This window comes from Methylocella tundrae (assembly GCF_038024855.1).
GTDB classification, from domain to species: Bacteria; Pseudomonadota; Alphaproteobacteria; order Rhizobiales; family Beijerinckiaceae; genus Methylocapsa; species Methylocapsa tundrae.
Window position 1 is genome coordinate 913661 of record NZ_CP139089.1, and the last position, 19073, is coordinate 932733.

The 19073-nt window shown below is 62.3% G+C and carries 17 protein-coding genes; 7 read left to right on the plus strand and 10 right to left on the minus strand.

Going from position 1 to position 19073, the window contains the following annotated elements:
* Positions 1-116: 116 nt before the first annotated feature.
* The gene (locus SIN04_RS06880; protein WP_134487696.1) at positions 117-461 is read right to left on the minus strand and encodes a HesB/IscA family protein; all 345 of its coding nucleotides are present in this window, start codon (positions 459-461) and stop codon (positions 117-119) included.
* A 157-nt stretch (positions 462-618) separates the two neighbouring features.
* On the opposite strand from SIN04_RS06880, the gene SIN04_RS06885 reads away from it, so the two are divergent.
* The 5 genes from SIN04_RS06885 (at position 619) to scpB (ending at position 7333) form a co-directional block, all read left to right on the plus strand.
* Positions 619-1836, plus strand: a complete 1218-nt coding sequence (locus SIN04_RS06885; protein ID WP_134487699.1) for a deoxyguanosinetriphosphate triphosphohydrolase — start codon at positions 619-621, stop codon at positions 1834-1836.
* A 407-nt stretch (positions 1837-2243) separates the two neighbouring features.
* Complete coding sequence (gene argS / locus SIN04_RS06890; protein ID WP_134487702.1) at positions 2244-4037, plus strand: arginine--tRNA ligase; 1794 nt, start codon at positions 2244-2246, stop codon at positions 4035-4037.
* Positions 4038-4258: 221 nt separating this feature from the next.
* A complete protein-coding gene (locus SIN04_RS06895; RefSeq protein ID WP_341264315.1) occupies positions 4259-5641 on the plus strand; it encodes an SPOR domain-containing protein in 1383 nt (460 codons plus the stop codon).
* 136 nt (positions 5642-5777) lie between these two features.
* Positions 5778-6578: a segregation and condensation protein A gene (locus SIN04_RS06900; protein ID WP_134487711.1), complete on the plus strand. Its 801-nt coding sequence runs from the start codon at positions 5778-5780 to the stop codon at positions 6576-6578.
* Complete coding sequence (gene scpB, locus SIN04_RS06905; RefSeq protein ID WP_134487714.1) at positions 6575-7333, plus strand: SMC-Scp complex subunit ScpB; 759 nt, start codon at positions 6575-6577, stop codon at positions 7331-7333. Before SIN04_RS06900 ends, scpB begins: the two co-directional genes overlap by 4 nt.
* A 309-nt stretch (positions 7334-7642) precedes the next feature.
* On the opposite strand, the gene aqpZ is transcribed toward scpB, so the two are convergent.
* The 9 genes from aqpZ to SIN04_RS06950 form a co-directional block, all read right to left on the minus strand.
* Positions 7643-8344: an aquaporin Z gene (gene aqpZ / locus SIN04_RS06910; RefSeq protein ID WP_134487717.1), complete on the minus strand. Its 702-nt coding sequence runs from the start codon at positions 8342-8344 to the stop codon at positions 7643-7645.
* Between the two features lie 565 nt (positions 8345-8909).
* Positions 8910-10136: a gephyrin-like molybdotransferase Glp gene (glp, locus tag SIN04_RS06915; protein ID WP_134487720.1), complete on the minus strand. Its 1227-nt coding sequence runs from the start codon at positions 10134-10136 to the stop codon at positions 8910-8912.
* Positions 10133-10657 carry a cyclic pyranopterin monophosphate synthase MoaC gene (gene moaC / locus SIN04_RS06920; RefSeq protein WP_244605701.1) on the minus strand — a complete coding sequence of 175 codons (525 nt, stop codon included), beginning with the start codon at positions 10655-10657 and terminating at the stop codon, positions 10133-10135. The genes glp and moaC overlap by 4 nt, the downstream gene beginning before the upstream one ends.
* Positions 10647-11477, minus strand: coding sequence for an indole-3-glycerol phosphate synthase TrpC (gene trpC, locus SIN04_RS06925; protein WP_174514011.1), 831 nt, complete (start codon positions 11475-11477; stop codon positions 10647-10649). Before trpC ends, moaC begins: the two co-directional genes overlap by 11 nt.
* Complete coding sequence (gene trpD, locus SIN04_RS06930; RefSeq protein WP_341264316.1) at positions 11474-12541, minus strand: anthranilate phosphoribosyltransferase; 1068 nt, start codon at positions 12539-12541, stop codon at positions 11474-11476. The genes trpC and trpD overlap by 4 nt, the downstream gene beginning before the upstream one ends.
* A gap of 4 nt (positions 12542-12545) precedes the next feature.
* Entirely contained in the window at positions 12546-13154 is a 609-nt protein-coding gene (locus SIN04_RS06935) for an anthranilate synthase component II (protein WP_134492330.1), read from the minus strand.
* A 120-nt stretch (positions 13155-13274) separates the two neighbouring features.
* Positions 13275-13898: an FMN-dependent NADH-azoreductase gene (locus tag SIN04_RS06940; RefSeq protein WP_134487723.1), complete on the minus strand. Its 624-nt coding sequence runs from the start codon at positions 13896-13898 to the stop codon at positions 13275-13277.
* Between the two features lie 44 nt (positions 13899-13942).
* On the minus strand, positions 13943-15460 hold the full coding sequence (gene trpE / locus SIN04_RS06945) for an anthranilate synthase component I (protein WP_134487726.1): 1518 nt from the start codon (positions 15458-15460) through the stop codon (positions 13943-13945).
* Between the two features lie 10 nt (positions 15461-15470).
* Positions 15471-17381 carry a peptidylprolyl isomerase gene (locus SIN04_RS06950; protein ID WP_341264317.1) on the minus strand — a complete coding sequence of 637 codons (1911 nt, stop codon included), beginning with the start codon at positions 17379-17381 and terminating at the stop codon, positions 15471-15473.
* 144 nt (positions 17382-17525) lie between these two features.
* Between SIN04_RS06950 and tpiA the strand changes: the two genes are divergently transcribed.
* The gene (gene tpiA / locus SIN04_RS06955; protein ID WP_341264454.1) at positions 17526-18311 is read left to right on the plus strand and encodes a triose-phosphate isomerase; all 786 of its coding nucleotides are present in this window, start codon (positions 17526-17528) and stop codon (positions 18309-18311) included.
* Between the two features lie 230 nt (positions 18312-18541).
* Positions 18542-18943, plus strand: coding sequence for a preprotein translocase subunit SecG (secG, locus tag SIN04_RS06960; RefSeq protein WP_134487735.1), 402 nt, complete (start codon positions 18542-18544; stop codon positions 18941-18943).
* Positions 18944-19073 lie beyond the last annotated feature (130 nt).

Here is a 19073-nt window from a genome sequence, read left to right on the forward strand (position 1 = left end):
CGACACATCCACAATAGGCGCCGCGGTCCCACAGGCTGCTCGATTAAAGCGCCGCGTCGTCCATATAAAGCCACCGCCCCTCAAACGCTAGGCGCGGGGACGTTCCGTCCTTCAGCTCAAACGGCAAAGCTCGAACCGCAGCCGCAGGAGGCGGTCGCGGCGGGATTTTCAATCTTGAACATCCGTCCCATCAGATTATTGATGAAATCAATGCGGCAACCGCGCAGGAACTCAAGAGAGATTTGATCGATCAGAACCAATGCGCCGTCCTGATCCAGGACGAGATCGTCCTCCGCGCGTTCGGTTTCAATCTTATAAGTGTAGGTGAAGCCCGAACAGCCGCCGCCATCGACGCCAATACGCAGGAATGATCCCTCAGGCTCGGTCTTCAAAATCTCTGCGATGCGCAGCACTGCGCTTTCGGTCATCTCGACGGGGGCTTCAACTGCGGCTTCGCTCATGATTGTCCTCAAGGTGACATTCGGCGGATTTTGCGGCGGGTTTCAAGGCGGCGATGCAAGCATCACGCCGCACCAACGCCGCTTGCCTCACCGTGAAATAAAGAACATAGGTCGCAGCGTTCGCGACCGCAATAAGCCCGCCGACGAATCGAGTTTCATGCAGCCCTCAGCCTTTCCTCCGGTTCGCGCGCCTTACGCCGCCGATGCGGCGCGCAGCCGAGGCCGGCTTGTCAGCGAGCCGGCGTCCGCCTCGCGTTCGGAGTTTCAGCGCGATCGCGACCGCATCATTCATTCGTCGGCGTTCCGGCGTCTTGCCCATAAAACCCAGGTTTTCATTCCGCATGAGGGCGATCATTACCGCACGCGGCTCACCCATTCCCTCGAAGTCGGCCAGATCGCGCGCTCGCTCGCTCGCGCGCTCGGGCTTGACGATGACCTCGCCGAAGCGCTGGCGCTCGCCCATGACCTCGGCCATACGCCCTTCGGCCACGCGGGAGAGGATGCGCTCGACGCCGCCATGCGCCCCTATGGCGGCTTCGATCACAATGCGCAGACGCTGCGCATCGTGACTAAACTCGAACGTCGCTATGCCGCCTTCAATGGCCTCAATCTAACATTTGAGACGCTGGAGGGGCTGGTCAAGCATAATGGGCCGCTCTTGCTGTCCAGCGGCGGGCCGGTCGCGCGCTACGCCGGGCGCGGGCTTCCCGCCGCGCTTCTTGAATATAACGCGATCTCCGACCTCGATCTCAGCCGGTTTGCGACGGCCGAGGCGCAGGCCGCGGCGCTGGCCGATGACATCGCCTACAATGCTCATGACATCGACGATGGTTTGCGCGCCGGGCTGATCGCGATATCCGACATCACCGAAGTTCAATTCCTACGCGAGCTTGGCTGTGAAATTGAAAAGCTTTACCCCGGCCTGGAGCCGTCCCGTTTCATTCATGAGCTGACGCGCCGCCTTATCACTTTTTTCATCGAGGATGCCATTGATGAAAGCCGGCGGCGGCTTGAAAAGACAGGCGTTTCCAGCGCGGAGGACGTGCGCTCGCAGGGCGCGCCGGTGATCGGATTCTCGCCTTCGACCGCGAGGATCGAAAGACAGATCAAAGACTTTCTCTTCCAAAACCTTTATCGCCATCCGCGTCTCATCCGGGTCCGCGATCAGGCGGCCACGATCATTTTCAATCTGTTCCCGCGCTTTTTGAACGCGCCCCGGTCAATGCCCGCGGAATGGTCCGAAGCGGCGCTGAGAATCGGCGCTGACGAGGGGCGCCGCGCCCGCGTCGTTTGTGACTATATCGCCGGTATGACCGATCGCTATGCCGTGTCCAAGCACCGCAGGCTTTTTGACGAGGCTCCGGATTTGCGCTAGAGCACCATCGCTCCCAACTTGGGGAGCATCGTCTATGTCACTGTTTTAGCAGATGATCTTAACTGCAGTCGGCGGCCTTTGTCGCAAGTGCGGGCGCCCGCGTCTCCAAGCGAAGCGAACTGCCGGTTCGCGCGAAGAAATGCGCGGAAACAAAAGGATAGAGCGATTTTTAAGGCCCGCGGCCGGCAAAATGGCTTACAAGGCGACGTCCGCGCGATGTTTTCCCTGATCTTGGCGCGGTCCAGATCTGGCGCTGCTGGATTTTATAAAACCTGCTCAAGCCGGAGCCGGGAAGGCAAAGCCTCAGGCCTTCATGATCTTCCATCTTGATCCGGTCTGTTTCAAGGCCGCGGGCGCCGGCGCGGCCACATGAGCGCGCTGCGCCGATTTATGAGAAGTCGATAGAAATGAATGTGTTCGCCGATTTTCACCAGCGTATCGCCGGCATCCTGCGGAAGATCATCGCAGACGGACGTTTGCCGCGCGACCTCGACCTCGACCGTTTTGTGGTCGAGCCGCCTCGCGACTCTTCGCATGGCGATCTCGCCGCCAATGCCGCGATGGTCTACGCCAAGGAGGCCAAGGCGGCGTTCGGCAATCCGCGTCAGCTTGCGACCGAGATCGCCTTCGCGTTGTCGGAAGACGCCGACGTCGCTGAGGCCGAGGTCGCCGGGCCTGGCTTCATCAATATTCGCCTCAAACCACAGGCATTCAGCCGCATTCTTCACACTGCGCTGGAGCAGGGGGCGGATTTTGGCAAAGCCGACAGCGACCATTACGGCGCAGGCAAGCTTCAGCGCGAAAAGACCAACGTCGAATATGTATCGGCCAATCCGACGGGACCGATGCACGTCGGACATGGCAGAGGCGCGGTCTTCGGAGACGCGCTCGCCAATCTGCTCCAGTTCGCAGGCCATGACGTCGCCCGCGAATATTACATCAACGACGCCGGCGCGCAGGTTGATGTTTTGGCGCGCTCCGCCTATCTGCGCTACCTGGAGGCGCTGGGCGAGCCGATCGGCGAGATTCCGGAGGGACTTTATCCCGGCGATTACCTGAAAAGCGTTGGCGCAACCCTGGTCGAGCGTTTTGGCGGCAAGCTCCGCGGCCTACCCGAGAGCGCATGGATCGCTGACGTCCGCGCTGTCGCGATCGAGGATATGATGACGATGATCCGCGAGGATCTCGCCGCGCTCAAGATCGAACACGAGATTTTTTTCTCTGAACGATCGCTGACAGGTGGCGACGCCGGCGATCAGGTGGCGGCGGCCATCGCTGATCTGCGCAGGCGCGGGCTCGTCTACGAGGGGCGTCTGACGCCGCCGAAGGGCCAGCCGATCGAGGATTGGGAGGATCGTGAGCAGACTTTGTTCAGATCGACCGCTTTCGGCGACGATGTCGACCGTCCGCTGCTCAAATCGGATGGCTCCTACACGTATTTTGCGTCCGATATCGCTTACCATAAGGCCAAGATCGACCGGGGCTACCGGCTTTTGATTGATGTCTGGGGGGCCGACCATGGCGGCTATGTCAAGCGGATGCGGGCCGCCGTCGAAGCCCTGTCGGAAGGCGCCGCCACGCTCGACGTCAAATTGTGCCAGCTGGTCAAATTGATGCGCGCCGGCGAGCCCGTGAAAATGTCGAAACGCTCGGGCGATTTCGTCACATTGCGTGAAGTCGTCGATGAAGTCGGCGTCGACGCGGTCCGCTTCATGATGCTGTTTCGCAAGAACGACGCGGCGCTGGAATTTGATCTGGCCAAGGTCATCGAACAGTCGAAGGACAATCCCGTCTTTTATGTACAATATGCCCATGCGCGGGCGAAATCCGTGCTGCGTCAAGCATATGCGACGATTTCCGGGATCGATCTGTCAATAGAAGGCCTGGCCAGGGCCGATTTCGGCTTGCTCAACGATCGCGGCGAGATTGAGCTGGTGAAGCTTCTCGCCCAATATCCCCGCGTCATTGAGGCCGCCGCCCTCGCGCACGAACCGCATCGGCTGGCGTTCTATCTCCACGAACTGGCGTCGACTTTGCATGCGCAATGGACGCGCGGCAAAGATCAGCCACAATTACGATTTCTTAATGAAGAAATGCCAAATCTAACCATTGCAAGGCTGGGTTTGGTAACGGTATTGGCAGCCGTATTGTCGTCTGGCCTTGGTATTCTTGGGGTCAGCGCTCCGGAAGAAATGCGCTAGACCACAAAATTCTTCGTCGAAGGCATCGAAACGCGCGGGTTGAAGCCGGTTATAGAGGACGCAAGTCTCTGAAAAGCGTGACCGGCAAAAGTCACAGGTTCGCCGCGGGCCGCGCCCCCGCTCGAGCACTGAAATCGCCGGCCTTTTGGGCCAGCGCGCCGTTGCGTAAATGCGGCAGGAGGTAGGTGAGCATGCGCGAGACTGTTGCAAAGCGGCGCCCCATGATCGACTTGGAGCAGTTCGAAAGACGTCTGCGCCAACCAAACACCGCCGGCAGAGCCGATGAAGATCCATTGGCGGAGCTGGCGCGTCTTGTCGGCGGCCAGGATGACGACGCTTATAAGGCCGACCCATATAAAGCCGTCTTCGAGCAGAAGGGTCAGCAACCTTCAGCCGGCAGGGCGGAAACGCATGACGATTATGCGGACGCCTATGAAACGGAGCGCTGGCGCGAACCGGCGCCGGATGATCTCGCGGAGCAGGAGCGCCTGATCAGCGGAAATTTCGCTTCCATCGAGGCGGGTCTGCGCGCGACGGGCCGCCCCCAGCAGGCCTCGCGCCCGGACGATTTGAACAATTATCCGACGGAGGATCGGTCCGACGATTGGCGCTACCAAGACGACGATCCCTATGCCTCCGGCTTTGGCTATGAGCCGGAACGTCGTTCGCGCCGTCCACTCTATATCATGGCCGCCATCATCTTTGCGGGGATCGGCGGGATCGGCGCGACCTTCGCGCTAAAGGGCGGTTCGTCTTCGCATCAGATCGCCATGATCAAGGCCGTTGACGGACCAGTCAAGATCCAGCCGGAGGGCGCCGGCAAAGCCGACGCGCCGGGCGAGGACGCCTCGATCCTGAACCGCACGCCGCAGGCGGCGCCCGTCGCCGTCGCCGATGGAGCCGAACAGCCGGTCGATCTGTCGCAAATGCCAGACCGCGCGCCACGCGTCATTGCCATGAATGGAGCGCAATCCGGGGCCGCGAGCGTTCCCGTGCCCGCTCCTCCCGCGCATGCGGCGCAAACGCAATCTTCCGAGCCGCTCGGCATCGCCGGGCTGATCGAGCCAAAAAAAGTCAAGACCATCTCGGTGCGCCCCGATGGAACCTTGTTGCCGAACGACCAGCCCCCGCAGACAACGGGCGCGCCGCTGCCGGCTGCGTCAGCGCCGCATCAGCCATCAACGCCGACGGCCAAGGCCGCGACCCCGAAGTCGACGGCGCGCGTCGCCACAACTCCGAAGCCTGTCGCCAGCGGCGCCGACGCCGCGCATGCGACGGCCGCGCCCACGAAGGCAAAGCCCGTGCAGATCGCCGCCGCTCAAGCCGACGACGCCCCTGTCACAGCGAGTCCTGCGGCGGGCGGCGGCTATGCGGCGCAGCTCGCAGCGCCCGCTTCGGAGCAGGAGGCCCGTGAGATTCAGATGCGCCTCATCAAGAAATACGGAGGCGAGATCCCCGGCTTCCATCCCGCGATCCGCAAGGCCATCAGCGGCGAAAAAACAGTCTATCGCGTGCGATCCGTCGGCCTCTCGAAAGAGGAAGCCACGGCGCTCTGCCAGAAAGTCCAGAGCAGCGGAGGCGCATGTTTCGTCGCCAAGAATTGATGCTGGCGCGGGCGGGGCGCGTTCGTCGCCCTGCTCCTGTGGATTGAAGGTGCGGGCGCAAGAGGCTTGTTGCGGCGCGGGCGCGATCGGGTCAAGCTCGATGACTTGATCGAATCGATCGACGGGAGCGGCCTTTTTGGAATTTGATTTTGAGCCACGACCCGAAGAGGAGGCGGAAGACCGCTCTTTCGTCGTCGACATCGAAGGATTTGAGGGGCCCCTCGATCTGCTCCTCGATCTTGCTCGGCGACAGAAAGTAGACCTGCAGAAAATCTCCGTGCTGGCGCTGGCGGAACAATATCTCGAATTCGTCGAAGCCGCCCGGAGCCTTCGTCTGGAGCTCGCCGCTGACTACCTGGTCATGGCGGCGTGGCTCGCTTATTTGAAATCGCGGCTTCTGCTGCCTCAGACGGAAAAAAGTGAGGAGCCGGCAGCTGAGGAACTGGCCGAGGCCCTGCAATTGCGCCTTCGCCGCCTCGAGGCGATCAGAGCTGCCGCCGAGGCTTTGGTCGCGAGGCCGCGGCTCGGACGCGACGTGTTTTCACGCGGCCGGCCCGAACAGGCGGACCCGAACGGCGCGCCGCAATGGCAGGCGAGCCTTTATGATCTTTTGTCGGCCTACGCGCAGCGGCGCCAAAAGCATGCGCTGACGCGCGTTACCTTGAAACAGCGCTTCGTCTGGTCATTGGCTCAGGCGAGGGGCGAACTGGAGAAGCTCGTCGGCCACGCTGTCGACTGGACCGTGCTCGATTCGTTTCTATTGGAGTTTTGCACAACGCCGGAAGTGCGCCGGACGATCAGGGCGTCGTCCCTGTCCGCAACTCTTGAAATGGCGCGGGAGGGCTTCATTTCGATCCGGCAGGATGCACCATTCGCGCCCGTTTGGATTAAATCGCAAAAATTGCCGGCGGATGAAGATCCGCGGAGCATTCAATGACAGGGCAGGACGGAGGGCTCGTTATGGGAGAAATCGCCAGGCTTTTTCCCGCGAGCGCTAACGGCGGCACAGCTGAGCCGGCCGAAGCACACCAGCAGCTCACCGAGGCGATGCGCATAGCCGAGGCGCTGCTGTTCGCGGCGCCGGAGCCCCTCGCCGAAGAGGATATCGAGAAGAGGCTGCCGCGCGGCGTTTCCGCCAAGGCGGCGCTCGACCATCTCAAGGCGAGCTACAGCGGGCGCGGGGTCAATCTCGTGCGGGTCGGCGGAAAATGGATGTTTCGCACCGCGACGGACCTTGCCTGGCTTTTGGCCGGCGGCGAGGGCGAACAAAAACGCATGTCCCGGGCGGCGCTCGAAACGCTGGCGATCATTGCTTACCATCAGCCCGTGACGCGCGCCGAAATCGAGGATATTCGCGGCGTCGCCATCTCCAAGGGAACGCTCGACGTTCTGCTCGAAACGGGCTGGGTGCGACTGCGCGGGCGAAGGCGCGCGCCCGGCCGTCCAATCACCTATGGCACGACGACAAATTTCCTCATCCACTTTGGTCTTGAAGCCATTACGGATCTGCCGGGGCTCGAGGAGTTGAAAGGCGCGGGCCTATTCGACGGCCGTCTGCCGTCGGGCTTTGCCATTCCGCAACCCTCTGACGATGACGCCCTCTGCGCCGATGAGGATCCGCTCGAGGCCGATGGCGCCGCCGAGCCGGATGAACCGCAGCCGGCTGCGTCTGACGCCGATGAGGATGAATGACGTCAAGACGTTTTCAGAGGAAATCCGGCGTGATCGACGGCTTACGCTCGGTCCAGCCGGGGAGAGAATGGCGCATTGGGTGGCTTCGGAGGCATGCCTCAATTTGATGAACGGCGTGTGGCCTATGGCCTCGATGACGTTTTTGCAGAAACCCATTTTGGCGCCATAGCGTTTTAATTCATGAAAACCATAGAGGCTATGAAGCCCGCACGTCGCCCCTTTCGTGTCTGCTCATGAAGTCCGTCGCACAAAGAAATGGCCTGTCGAGAGGTCCCGGCAGGCCAAGCAGGTGTTGTGAAGCCGGTTAGATCAGCGTGTTTCTTTGTAAAGCACGCGTGAGACCAGGCCGGCGATAACGCCGCCGGCGATGGGCGCCGCCCAGAAGAGCCAGAGCTGCGCGATATATTCGCCGCCGGCGAAGAGGGCGGGGCCTGTGCTGCGCGCCGGATTAACAGATGTATTGGTGACCGGAATCGACACCAGGTGGATGAGCGTCAAGGCAAGGCCGATCGCAAGGCCAGCAAAGCCGGCCGGAGCAAAAGGCGCGGTCGCCCCGTGAATGATCAGCACGAAGAAGAAGGTCAGCAGCACTTCGATCATGAGGGCGGACTGAAGGCTGTAATGGCCGGGGCTCAGCGCGCCATAGCCGTTCGATGCGAAGCCGCCGAGCACGAAATCTGGTTTGCCGCTCGCTATGACGTAGAGCACGGCGGCCGCTGCGATGGCGCCCGCGACCTGCGCGACGACATAAGGCACGACATAGATCGAAGGCGTGCGGCCGCCGGCCCAAAGGCCGATCGTGACCGCCGGATTGAAATGGCCGCCGGAAATGGGTCCGAGCGCATAGACGCCGGTGAGGACGGTGAGGCCGAAAGCCAATGCCACGCCGGCGAAGGCGATGCCGAGCTGAGGGAAGGCCGCGGCGAGCACGGCGCTGCCGCAGCCGCCGAAGGTGAGCCAGAAAGTGCCGAGAAATTCCGCGCTCACGCGTTGAGTCAGTGAAGAATTCATGAACTTATCTCCTCAAGATGACCAATCGTCGGAGCTCTTCGCCCGGCGCCTTCCGAAACAGCCCGACAGCTTCGCTTCCCAGACTCTTGACCGCAACCTTCGTTTCTCACGTGGCGCAGGAGCGCTTCCGTTTGCATCGGTCACGAATTGACGTGGTTTCCGGATGGTTTTGCACGCTTCGCTCAGTCGTATTGTCATTCATGCGAGCTCGATCGCTTCATAAAACAGCGACATGCTTTGATACAAAGGTTTAGTGCATATTCTTATACAAATGATGAAAGGCTTTGGAGAATAGACGCCATGAACCTGGATGCAGCGCAAGACAGACAGCTTGCCGCCAATAGAAGGATTCTGTAGTGGCGCAATACTACGCTACTAGAGGACGCCTGCGGCCAGCATTTGGGCAAGATGAAAATCAATTGTCAATTGCAAAGCTGAAAAATGTTGTGATTTTGCGCCGGCCGACGCCGCGCGCGCTATGACGGAATTGTATCCTGCCTTTTAACCTTTTGATTTAACGTCTCGTCTTGCGCTCTGACGGCGGGCGCTCGGCGCCATCGTTCGATCAGCCGGGCAGGCGGATAATCCGGCACGGGTCTCCGGCCTTGGCCGCCGACGCATGGGGCGGACGAATCAGGAGGCAGCGCGCCTTTGCGAGCACGCTAAGCATCGACGAGTCCTGCGCCTCGAAGGGCGTCGCGATCGGCGGCCCGTCGCCGCCCGGCTCGAGAGTGGCTCGCATAAAGTCTTGTCGCCTGTCGTTGGCGTCAACAGCCGCGCCAAGAATTGCCGCTTCGCTCTGGTCAGCGCCCGCGAAAAGATCGCCTGACAACGCTCGCACCAAGGGCTTGAGGAACAGCACGCCGCCGACGACCGCCGAAACGGGATTGCCGGGCAGGCCAATAATCGCCATCCGGCCAAGTCTTCCATGCAGCAAAGGCGCGCCCGGTCTGACCGCGATGCGCCAGAAATTCAGCTCCATTCCGGCTTTGGCGAGCGCTGGCCTTACGAGATCATGATCGCCGACCGATGCGCCGCCGCTCGTCGCCAAAATATCGCATCCGGCGTCGATCGCTGTTCCGATCGCGATCTCCAGCGAGGCGAAATCATCATGCGCGATGCCAAGATCGAGCGGCTCGCCACCGGCGTCTTCGACCAGGGCGGCGATCGCAAAAGCGTTCGAGGCGACGATCTGATCGCGCCCGATAGCGGTCCCAGGCAGAACCAACTCGTCTCCGGTGGCGACGATGCCGACGCGCGGGCGCCGAGCCACCGGCAGTTCGGCATGGTTCATCGCGGCGGCGAGCGCGATCCCTGCCGGACCGAGCCGCGTCCCCGCCTGAAGCAAAACGCGCCCCTCAGCGAAATCAAGGCCCGCCGGCCGAATGAAATTGCCTTTCGGGACGCTTCGCAGAGGCTCGATAAAGCCCGCCTCCAAGCGCGCCTCCTCCTGAATGAGGATCGCATCCGCGCCGTCGGGCGTTGGCGCGCCGGTAAATATCCTGACGGTCTCCATGGGGCCGAGACGCCCCGAAAAGCCGTGGCCGGCGGCGCTCTCGCCGATCTGCGTCAGCCGCACGGGGAGGCGCGCGAGATCGGCGGCGCGAACGGCGTAGCCATCCATCGCGGAGACGGGGTAGGGCGGCTGGGTTCGCCTCGATGAGAGATCGTGTGCGAGGGTGCGGCCCAGCGCCCTGACGAGCGGGACCATCTCGACCGGACGATCGGCCGGCGCATCGGCGAGGATGCGCGCGCGCGCCTCGGCGACCGAAAGAGCAGCCCTGCCGGTCATGCGCGCGGCGTCTCCGCGGGATGCTCGCCTTCCGCTTTCCAGTCGCCGGATTTGCCGCCGGTCTTCTCCATTAGGCCGATGGCCTCGATTCGCATCGAACGGTCAACCGCTTTCAACATGTCGTAGAGGGTGAGGCAGGCGATTGAGACGGCCGTCAGCGCTTCCATTTCAACCCCCGTCTGGCCGAGCACTTTCGCACGGGCGCTGACGAGGATCCCCGGCAGCGCCGGGTCAGCTTCAAGATCGACGCTGATTTTGGTGAGCAGCAGAGGATGACAGAGCGGGATCAGTTCATGCGTTTTCTTGGCCGCCATGATTCCTGCGATCCGCGCGACGCCGAAGACATCGCCTTTTTTGGCGTTGCCGGACAAAGCGAGCTCCAGCGTTTCCTGACGCATGACGATGCGGCCGGAGGCGACGGCGACACGCTCCGTCGCCGCCTTGCCGGAGACGTCGACCATGGCGGCGGCGCCGGCGGCGGAGAGATGAGAGAGGCCCGCGCTCCCCATTTCATAGTCCATGCGCGTGCTTGCCGTGGACCGGCGGCAGCGCGCCGATAAGCAGATCCCTGGTCGCGGCGGTCACGTCTTTCTGGCGCATCAGGCTTTCGCCGACGAGGAATGTCGATACGCCATGCGCCTTGAGCCGCAAACAATCCTCGTGCTTGAAAATCCCGCTTTCGCTGACCGCGATGCGGTCTGAAGGAATTTTATGCGCGAGCCGCTCGGATAGGTCGAGCGAGGTTTCAAACGTGCGCAGGTCGCGATTATTGATCCCGACGAGCCGGGTTTCGAGCCGTAGGGCGCGGTCCAGTTCGGCTTCGTCGTGAACCTCGACGAGGATGTCCATCGCAAGATCATGCGCGGCACGGGTCAATTGGCTGGCCTCTTCGTCGCCAACGCAGGCCATGATGATCAAAATGCAGTCCGCGCCATTCGCCCTCGCCTCATAAACCTGATAAGGATCAAAGAGGAAATCCTTGCGAAGACAAGGTAAATGCGTCGATTTACGCGCCGCGTCCAGATAGCTCAAATCGCCTTGGAAGGAAGGCCCGTCGGTCAGCACCGAGAGGCAGGCGGCGCCGCCCTCCTCATAGGCTCTCGCGAGCGCTGGCGGGTCGAAGTGCGCCCGGATCAGACCTTTTGAGGGACTGGCTTTCTTGATCTCCGCGATCAAAGCGAGATGGCCGGTTGCATGCTTGGCTTCGATCGCCTTGACGAAACCGCGCGGCGGATCGTGATCATGCGCTTTGCGGGCAAGCGCCTCAAAGGGCATGCGCACTTTCGCCTGAGCAATTTCGCGCCGCTTATAAGCCTCGATGGTCTTCAAGATGTCGGTCATGGATCAGGTCCCATCGCGACGGCTTTTGGCGCAAGGTCCGAGCGCGCCGTCGCGCGGTTCGAAACCTTCACAAGCTTCGTCAGCGTAGCGGCGGCGCGGCCGTCGTCAATGGCGGCGGCGGCCTGCGCCGCACCTTCCTTGAGATCGCCAGCCTTTTCAGCGATCACGAGCGCCATCGCCGCATTGAGGACGGCGATGTCGCGATAGGGTGTTTTGTGACCCTCCAGCACCGCGCGCAAGGCCGCCGCATTGACCGCCGGCGTCCCGCCTTTGAGATCTTTCAGCGAAGCGTGGGGCAGGCCAGCCGCCTCGGGGGTTATCTCAAAAGACCGGACTATGCCGCTCTCCAGAGCCGTCACAAGGGTCGGTCCTGTGGTCGTCGCTTCATCGAGCCCATCGGCGCCATGCACGAGCCACACGCGCTCCGACCCCAGATTGCGCAGCACATGCGCAAGCGGCTCGAGCCAGTCGGCCGCATAGACGCCAAGCAACTGATATTTGACGCCGGCCGGATTACAAAGCGGCCCGAGCAGGTTGAAGATCGTGCGCGCGCCAAGCTCAGCACGGACCGGCGCGACATGGCGCATCGCCGCGTGATGAGCCTGCGCGCTCATGAAGCCGACGCCCGCCTCCTTGATCGAGGCTTCAACATCCGCGGGCGAAAGGCCGATCTTGACGCCAAGCATGGAAAGGACATCGCTTGCGCCAGAACGGGACGAAGCGGCTCTGTTGCCATGTTTCGCCACGGGAACGCCGCAGGCCGCGACGATGAGGGCCGCGAGAGTCGAGACATTATAGGTTCCGTGCCCGTCGCCGCCTGTTCCCACAATGTCGATCGCATTCGCCGGCGCTTCGACTCGCAGCATCTGCGCCCGCATGGCGGTGACGGCGCCGGTGATCTCCTCGATCGTCTCTCCGCGCAGCCGCAGCGCCATCAGGAAGGCGCCGAGTTGAGCGGCGGTGGCGTTGCCTGCAAAAATATGATCGAAAGCGATCCTCGCCTCCGCCTCGGTGAGGCTGGCGCCGGTTGCGACTTTGGCGATCAGCGGCTTCAGCGCGTCCAACGTCCTAGTCCTCGATCGTGGCTGCGCGCGCCTTATTCCAACGCGCCGCGAGCGCAAGAAAATTCTCGAAAATACGCAGCCCGTATTCCGACGCGATGCTTTCGGGATGAAACTGCACGCCATGCGCCGGGAAACGCCGGTGCGAAAGTCCCATCACCAGCCCGTCAGTCTCGGCCGTAATCTTGAGGTCGTCCGGCATCGTCTCCGCGCGCACCACCAGCGAATGGTAGCGCACCGCGCGAAACGGCCCATTGATACCATGAAAAAGCGTTTCGCCCTGATGCTGAATGGACGCGATCTTGCCATGCACCGGCAAAGGCGCGCGCACGACTTCGCCGCCATAGGCCTCGCCGAGCGCCTGATGGCCGAGGCAGACGCCGAAAATCGGGATCGAGGGCGCGGCGGCCTTGATCAGATCGAGGCAGATCCCCGCTTCCGCCGGCCCGCAAGGGCCAGGCGAGATCACGATGCCGTCGGGAGCGGCCTCGATCACCTCTTCGACGCTGACTTTGTCATTCCGGTAAACGCTCACATCCGCCCCGAGCGAGCCAAGGCAATGCACCAGATTCCAGGTGAAACTGTCGTAATTATCGATGAGCGTTATGGCGGTCACAGGCGCGCTTTCCATGTCGGAAGCCGCTCTTTTGAGCCGCGGGCGCGCCGAGGTCAAGAAGGATCGCCGCCGCCGCCGGAGGAGGAGCCGTTTGTTGCGGGCGGCCGCGGAGTTTTTGCCTCAGACGATGCCGGCAAGCTCCTCGGCCTCGGCCTTGGCCTTTGATCTCGAGGCTTCGTCCGCCTCGGTTCCGAAAAGGGTCTTCTCGACCGTCACGGTCCGAACATCGGTGACGCCAACCATGCGGCTCCACATGCGCAAATAAGCGCTCTGGAAGTCAAAATCTTTTTCAGGAAAATCTTCGCCCAGGGCCACGCCGCGCGCCGCCACGATCACAACCGTGCGGCCGCCAAGGAGGCCAAGGAGGCCGCGTTCATCGAAGGTGAACAGGAGGTCTTTTTGCGACACTGCGTCGATGAGATGTTTCAGCCGGTATGGAATGCCGAAATTCCACATCGGCGCGCTGAACAGGATCAGATCGGCGCGGTGAAAGCGTTCAGCAAGGGCTCTGATCTCGTTCCAGACTGTTTCCTGTTCCACGGTCCTCGCTTGACCCGCGAGCCCTGCATATTTGGCGTCGAGCGCCGCTCCGTCGAAGGGCGGCAAGGCCATGTTCCAGACATCGAGCGTATCGATCGTCCCTGAGGGATAACGGGCTTGCCAGGAACCGATGAAACTGCGCGCGACCTCGAGCGAGGCGGATCGCTGCTTGCGCGGCGATCCTTCCACATGGAGCAAATGCATGTCGCAGATCCTTTCGACTCCGAAGCGACCGCGCCTTCGCCTTTTTACTGCCCGCGCCTGGCCTGCGCCGCAAAACGCACCGCCTCTTCGGCGGCGCGAAACAGCGCCTGGGCTTTGTTCACGCATTCGCGCTGTTCATAGGCGGGATCGCTGTCATAGACGACGCCCGCGCCGGACTGCACATGCATCATGCCGTCCTTGACGATCGAGGTGCGCAGGATGATGCAGGTGTCCATCTCGCCCGAAGCGCCGAAATAGCCGATGCATCCGCCATAAATGCCGCGCTTGTCAGCCTCGAGTTCGTCGATGATCTCCATCGCCCGCACTTTCGGCGCGCCAGAGACGGTGCCAGCGGGAAACCCGGCGCAAAGCGCGTCGATGGCGTCATGGGCGGCGCTGAGCCTGCCCTCGACATTGGAAACGATATGCATAACGTGACTGTAGCGCTCGATGACGAATTTATCGGTCACGCGGACAGAGCCGATTTCGGAGACGCGTCCGACATCGTTGCGGCCCAGATCGAGCAGCATCAGGTGCTCCGCGCATTCTTTTTCGTCGGCAAGGAGGTCCTGCGCCAGAGCGTCATCCTCGGCTTTGGTCTTGCCGCGCCAGCGGGTGCCCGCGATGGGACGGATCGTCACTTTGCCATCGCGCAGGCGAACCAGGATCTCGGGGCTGGAGCAGACAATCTGGAAGGGCCCGAAATCGAGATAGCACAGGAAGGGAGACGGATTGACGCGGCGCAAGGCGCGATAGAGCGCGAATGCGGGCAAGGCGAAAGGCGCCGAAAAGCGCTGCGACAGCACAACCTGAAAAATGTCGCCCGCGCGGACATAGTCCTTGGCGCGTTCGACCATCTCATGGAAGCGCTGCTTATCCGTATTGGAGCGCGGCGCCGTCGTCGAGAGCGCGGGGTCCGCGGCGATCGCCTCGTGCTGAAGAGGGCCTTCCAGCGTAACCGTCACAGCGTCGAGGCGCTCCAGCGCGCGCTCATAGGCCGCGCGAAAGGATTGTCCGGAAACGGGACGCAGCGGCGTCACCACAAAAATCTCCTCCCGCACGGCGTCGAACACGACCATGATCGTCGGGCGCAACATCATCGCGTCCGGAACGCCGATCGGATCCGGCTTGGCGGCGTCAAGCTTCTCCATTTGCCGCGCCATATCATAGCCAAGGTAGCCGAATACCCCGGCCGCCATCGGTGGCAAATCCTCGGAGGCTTCGATCTGTGATTCGGCGATAAGTTCGCGCAGCGATTCAAGCGGCCGCGCGGCGCATGGCGAAAACGCGTCCGGATGCGAGAGGGCGCGCCGGTTGATTTCTGCTTTATCGCCGACCGTGCGCCAGACGATGTCGGGGTCAAGCCCGATCATTGAATAACGGCCGCGCGCCGCGCCTCCCTCCACCGACTCAAGGAGAAAGATGCGCCCTTCGCGTCCAGCCGACAGCTTCAGGAAGGCCGAAACCGGCGTCTCGAGGTCGGCGATGAGGCGCGCTGACACGAGACAAGGCTTGCCAGCCGCATAGCTCGCGGCGAAGGCCGCATGCGTCTCATCGGTCATCATATCGGCCTCAGTAAGCATCGGCCGCGCCGGTCGCCGCCGCGAGGGCCCGCATATTGACCTTGACGCCGAATTCATTCTGCAGCGCCCCTAGATATTGCGCCAGAAGATCGTCGGAATAGGTCTTCTTCACTTCACCGCCAATGGCGACGAGCGCCGGGTCCGCGAAGTCGATCGGGGGGACGACGGCGTCGAGGATCCTGAAGACGAGCCGGCCGCCATCATCAAGGCGCGCGGAGCCGACGCCCCCGACGCCGACATTGAACATCTGGGCGACGGCGTTCGCCGGCAGATCCTTGCCGCCGCTGCGTTTGACGTCATTGGCGTGCTTGACTTCGAGATTGCCTTCCGAGGCCGCGACCGAAGCGAGGGGTTCGCCAACCTCCAGGCGCTTGCTCATGTCGACGGTCTTCGCCGACAAAAGCTTCGCCGTTTCATCGTCGCGCCACGCCTTTTCGACATCGGGCCGCGCTTCCTCGAAAGTCTTTTGCCGCGCCTTATCGATCTTGGCGACCTCAAACCATTGGTAACCGCCCTGCGGCAGCGTCAGCGTGTCATTGTCGACGCCGACATCGGAAACAAAGGCAGCCTTGAGCAAAGCCGGCCCATTGGTCAGGCCGGCGACTGGGGCGCCGCTCGGGTTCTTCCCGGCGGCGTCGACGGCGGCGATCGTGCGGGCCTCGAGGCCGGCGCTTTTCGCGGCCTCGGCGAGCGATTTGCCCGAGGCGCGTTGATCCTCGATCGCGTCATGCAGCCGGCCGATCTCGGCGCGCGCGCGCTCGATGGCGATATCGCGTTTGATCTCGTCCGCCACCTCCGCGAAGGGCTTGACGCTCGAGGGCTCGATCTTCGTGACGCGGATAAGAGCGGCGCCAAAACGCGTCTTGACCGGAGCGCTGACGGCGCCCTCCGGCAGCGCAAAGGCGATGTCGGCGGCGTCCTTGTCGATCAACTGCGCGCGCGTCACCAGGCCGAGAGAGACATCTTTCAGCGTCAATCCCCGATCCTTGACAATATCGTCGAAGCTCGCGCCCGCGTCGAGCTTGTCTCGCGCCGCCTTGGCCGCGGCGTCGTCGGGAAAAATGATCTGCTCGATGGCGCGCTTTTCGGGCGAGCCGAACTTGTCGCCCTTGGTTTCGTCGTATCGCTTTTGGGCGTCGGCGTCGGAGACGTTCTGAGGTGTGGCAATGGACTCCGGCGTCAGCGTCAATGTCACGAGGCTGCGATATTCGGGGGACGAATAACCAAGCTTGCGATCTTCGAAATATTTGCGCAGCTCATCTTCCGGCGGCGATGCGACCGGACCCACGCTGGAGGCCGGAAGAATGACAAAATCCACGCTGCGGGTTTCCGCCTGGAAGCGATGGATCGCTTCCAGCATGGCCTTCGGCAGCTGCAGTCCGGCGGTCAGCGGGTCGACGAGCTCATGGCGCAGGTAAAAGCCGCGCTGATCCCGCACGAAAGCCTTTTCGTTGAGGCCGTTGTCGCGCAAAAGCTCATCGAAGCGCGCATGGTCGAATTGCCCGTCGGGGCCTTTGAAAGACGGATCATTGGCGATCGCTTTGGCGATTTCGGAATCGTTCATGGCGAGTCCCAGCGCATGCGTCTCCTGGTTCAGCGCCGCTTCGCTGAGGAGACGCGACAACACCTGACGATCAAGGCCGAAGCGCTTCGCCTCTTCATTGGTGATGGCCCGTCTGGCCTGGCGCTGAACGCGTTGCAGTTCCGTCTGATAGGCATTGCGAAAGGTGTCGGTGGTGATCTCTTCGCCGCCGACCTCAGCCAACTTATTGGCGCCGAAGCCGCGGAAAATGTCGCCGATGCCCCAGATTGCGAAGCTGAGAATGATAAAGCCCATCACGATCGCCATGATGATGCGGCCGATCCAGCCCTGTGTTGCGGCGCGCATGGCTTCCAGCATGTCTTACTGATCTTTCTTTATCGCGAGAGTTGAGGCCAAGCTTGGGCCGGACGTTTACAAATTTGGTCGGGACTATAAGAAGGTGCGCCGGCGCTTGCAACGCGTCCGCGGCGCATGTCCAGCCTCAAAGCCGGAAGTTTTATGATGGCATATAGACAATCGCAGCCTCCCCGGCGACCCCTCGTCGCCGGAAACTGGAAGATGCATGGGCTTCGCAAGGATCTCGTCGAAGCGGAAAAGATCTGCGCGGCGACAGCCGCCGGCGAAGCGGGGCAGGCGGAAGTCGTGATCTGCCTGCCGGCGACTTTGCTGATCTCCGCGGCGCCGGCCTGCCGCAGCGCCGGCGTCGGACTTGGCGGCCAGCATTGTCACGATGAGCCGAGCGGCGCCTTCACGGGCGACATCTCCGCCGAAATGCTGAAAGATGCAGGCGCTTCTTATGTCATTCTCGGCCATTCCGAGCGGCGTTCCGGCCACAACGAGGGCAATGAAAGCGTCCGCGAAAAAGCCAGCGCTGCTTTGCGGGCCGGATTGACGGCGATTGTCTGCGTTGGCGAAACACGGGCCGAACGAGAGGCCGGCGAGGCCTTGCCGGTCGTCGGCTCGCAGCTCACCGGCTCGATCCCGAAGAAATCCACGCCGGAAAGCCTCGTCATCGCTTACGAACCGGTCTGGGCGATCGGCACCGGCCTGACGCCGACTTTGCAGGACATCGCCGCGATGCACCGATTCATCCGCGAACGGATTGACGTCGATTTGCCGGGCATCGGCGACAGGATTCGCCTCCTTTACGGCGGATCGGTAAAGCCGGGCAACGCGGCGGATCTCCTGGGAGTCGAGGATGTCGACGGCGCCCTCGTTGGCGGCGCGAGCCTGACGGCGCGCGATTTCATGGCGATCGCCGGCGTTTATCGCGATTTCATCAGATAAGAGCGGGCAAAAAGCGCCATCGCCCGCTTTTATTCACTAGCCCTCGCGGCTCGAGGCGGTATAAGAACCCGTCGTGGCGCATCGTCCATGAGGGCGACTTCGCTGGGTGTGAAGCTTGCCATGCGCCTGGAAACTGGGGGCCCGCTCTGGAAGCGCGCCGCAAAGACCCTTAATTAAAGCCGCAATGCGAGGCGTCGCGACTCGCGACGCGGGTAGAGAAGAGATTTTTGATGCAGTCGGTGTTGATCGTCGTCCACCTTATGATCGTCGTTGCGCTTGTCGTGACCGTGCTGCTGCAGCGCTCGGAAGGGGGCGCTCTTGGCGTCGGCGGCGGCGGCGGTTTCATGACCGGCCGTGGACAGGCGAACGTGCTCACTCGGGCGACAGCGATTTTGGCCGCTCTCTTCTTCGCCACCAGCCTTGGCTTGACCATTCTCGCGCGGGTCAACCAGGCGCCTTCATCTATTATCCAGCATGTTGCGCCTGCGACGAAGCCGGCCGCTAACGCGCCTCCCGGCCAGCCCGCCAGCCCCGGCGGCGGTTTGCTTGATCAATTGAAGCAGATCGAGGATCAGCGCCAGTCCTCCCCGTCGCCGGCTCAGCCGGCAAGTCCGCTCGCCCCGCCGAATTGACGGCGCAGAGCTGGACGAAGCTCAGACGCCTGCCAAATAAATTCTGACCGGGGTCAGCGCGCAGGCCCCAATCGACTGCGAGCGGCGGCTGCCATGCCGCTGACTTGTGGATGAACCGGGGGACCGCTCG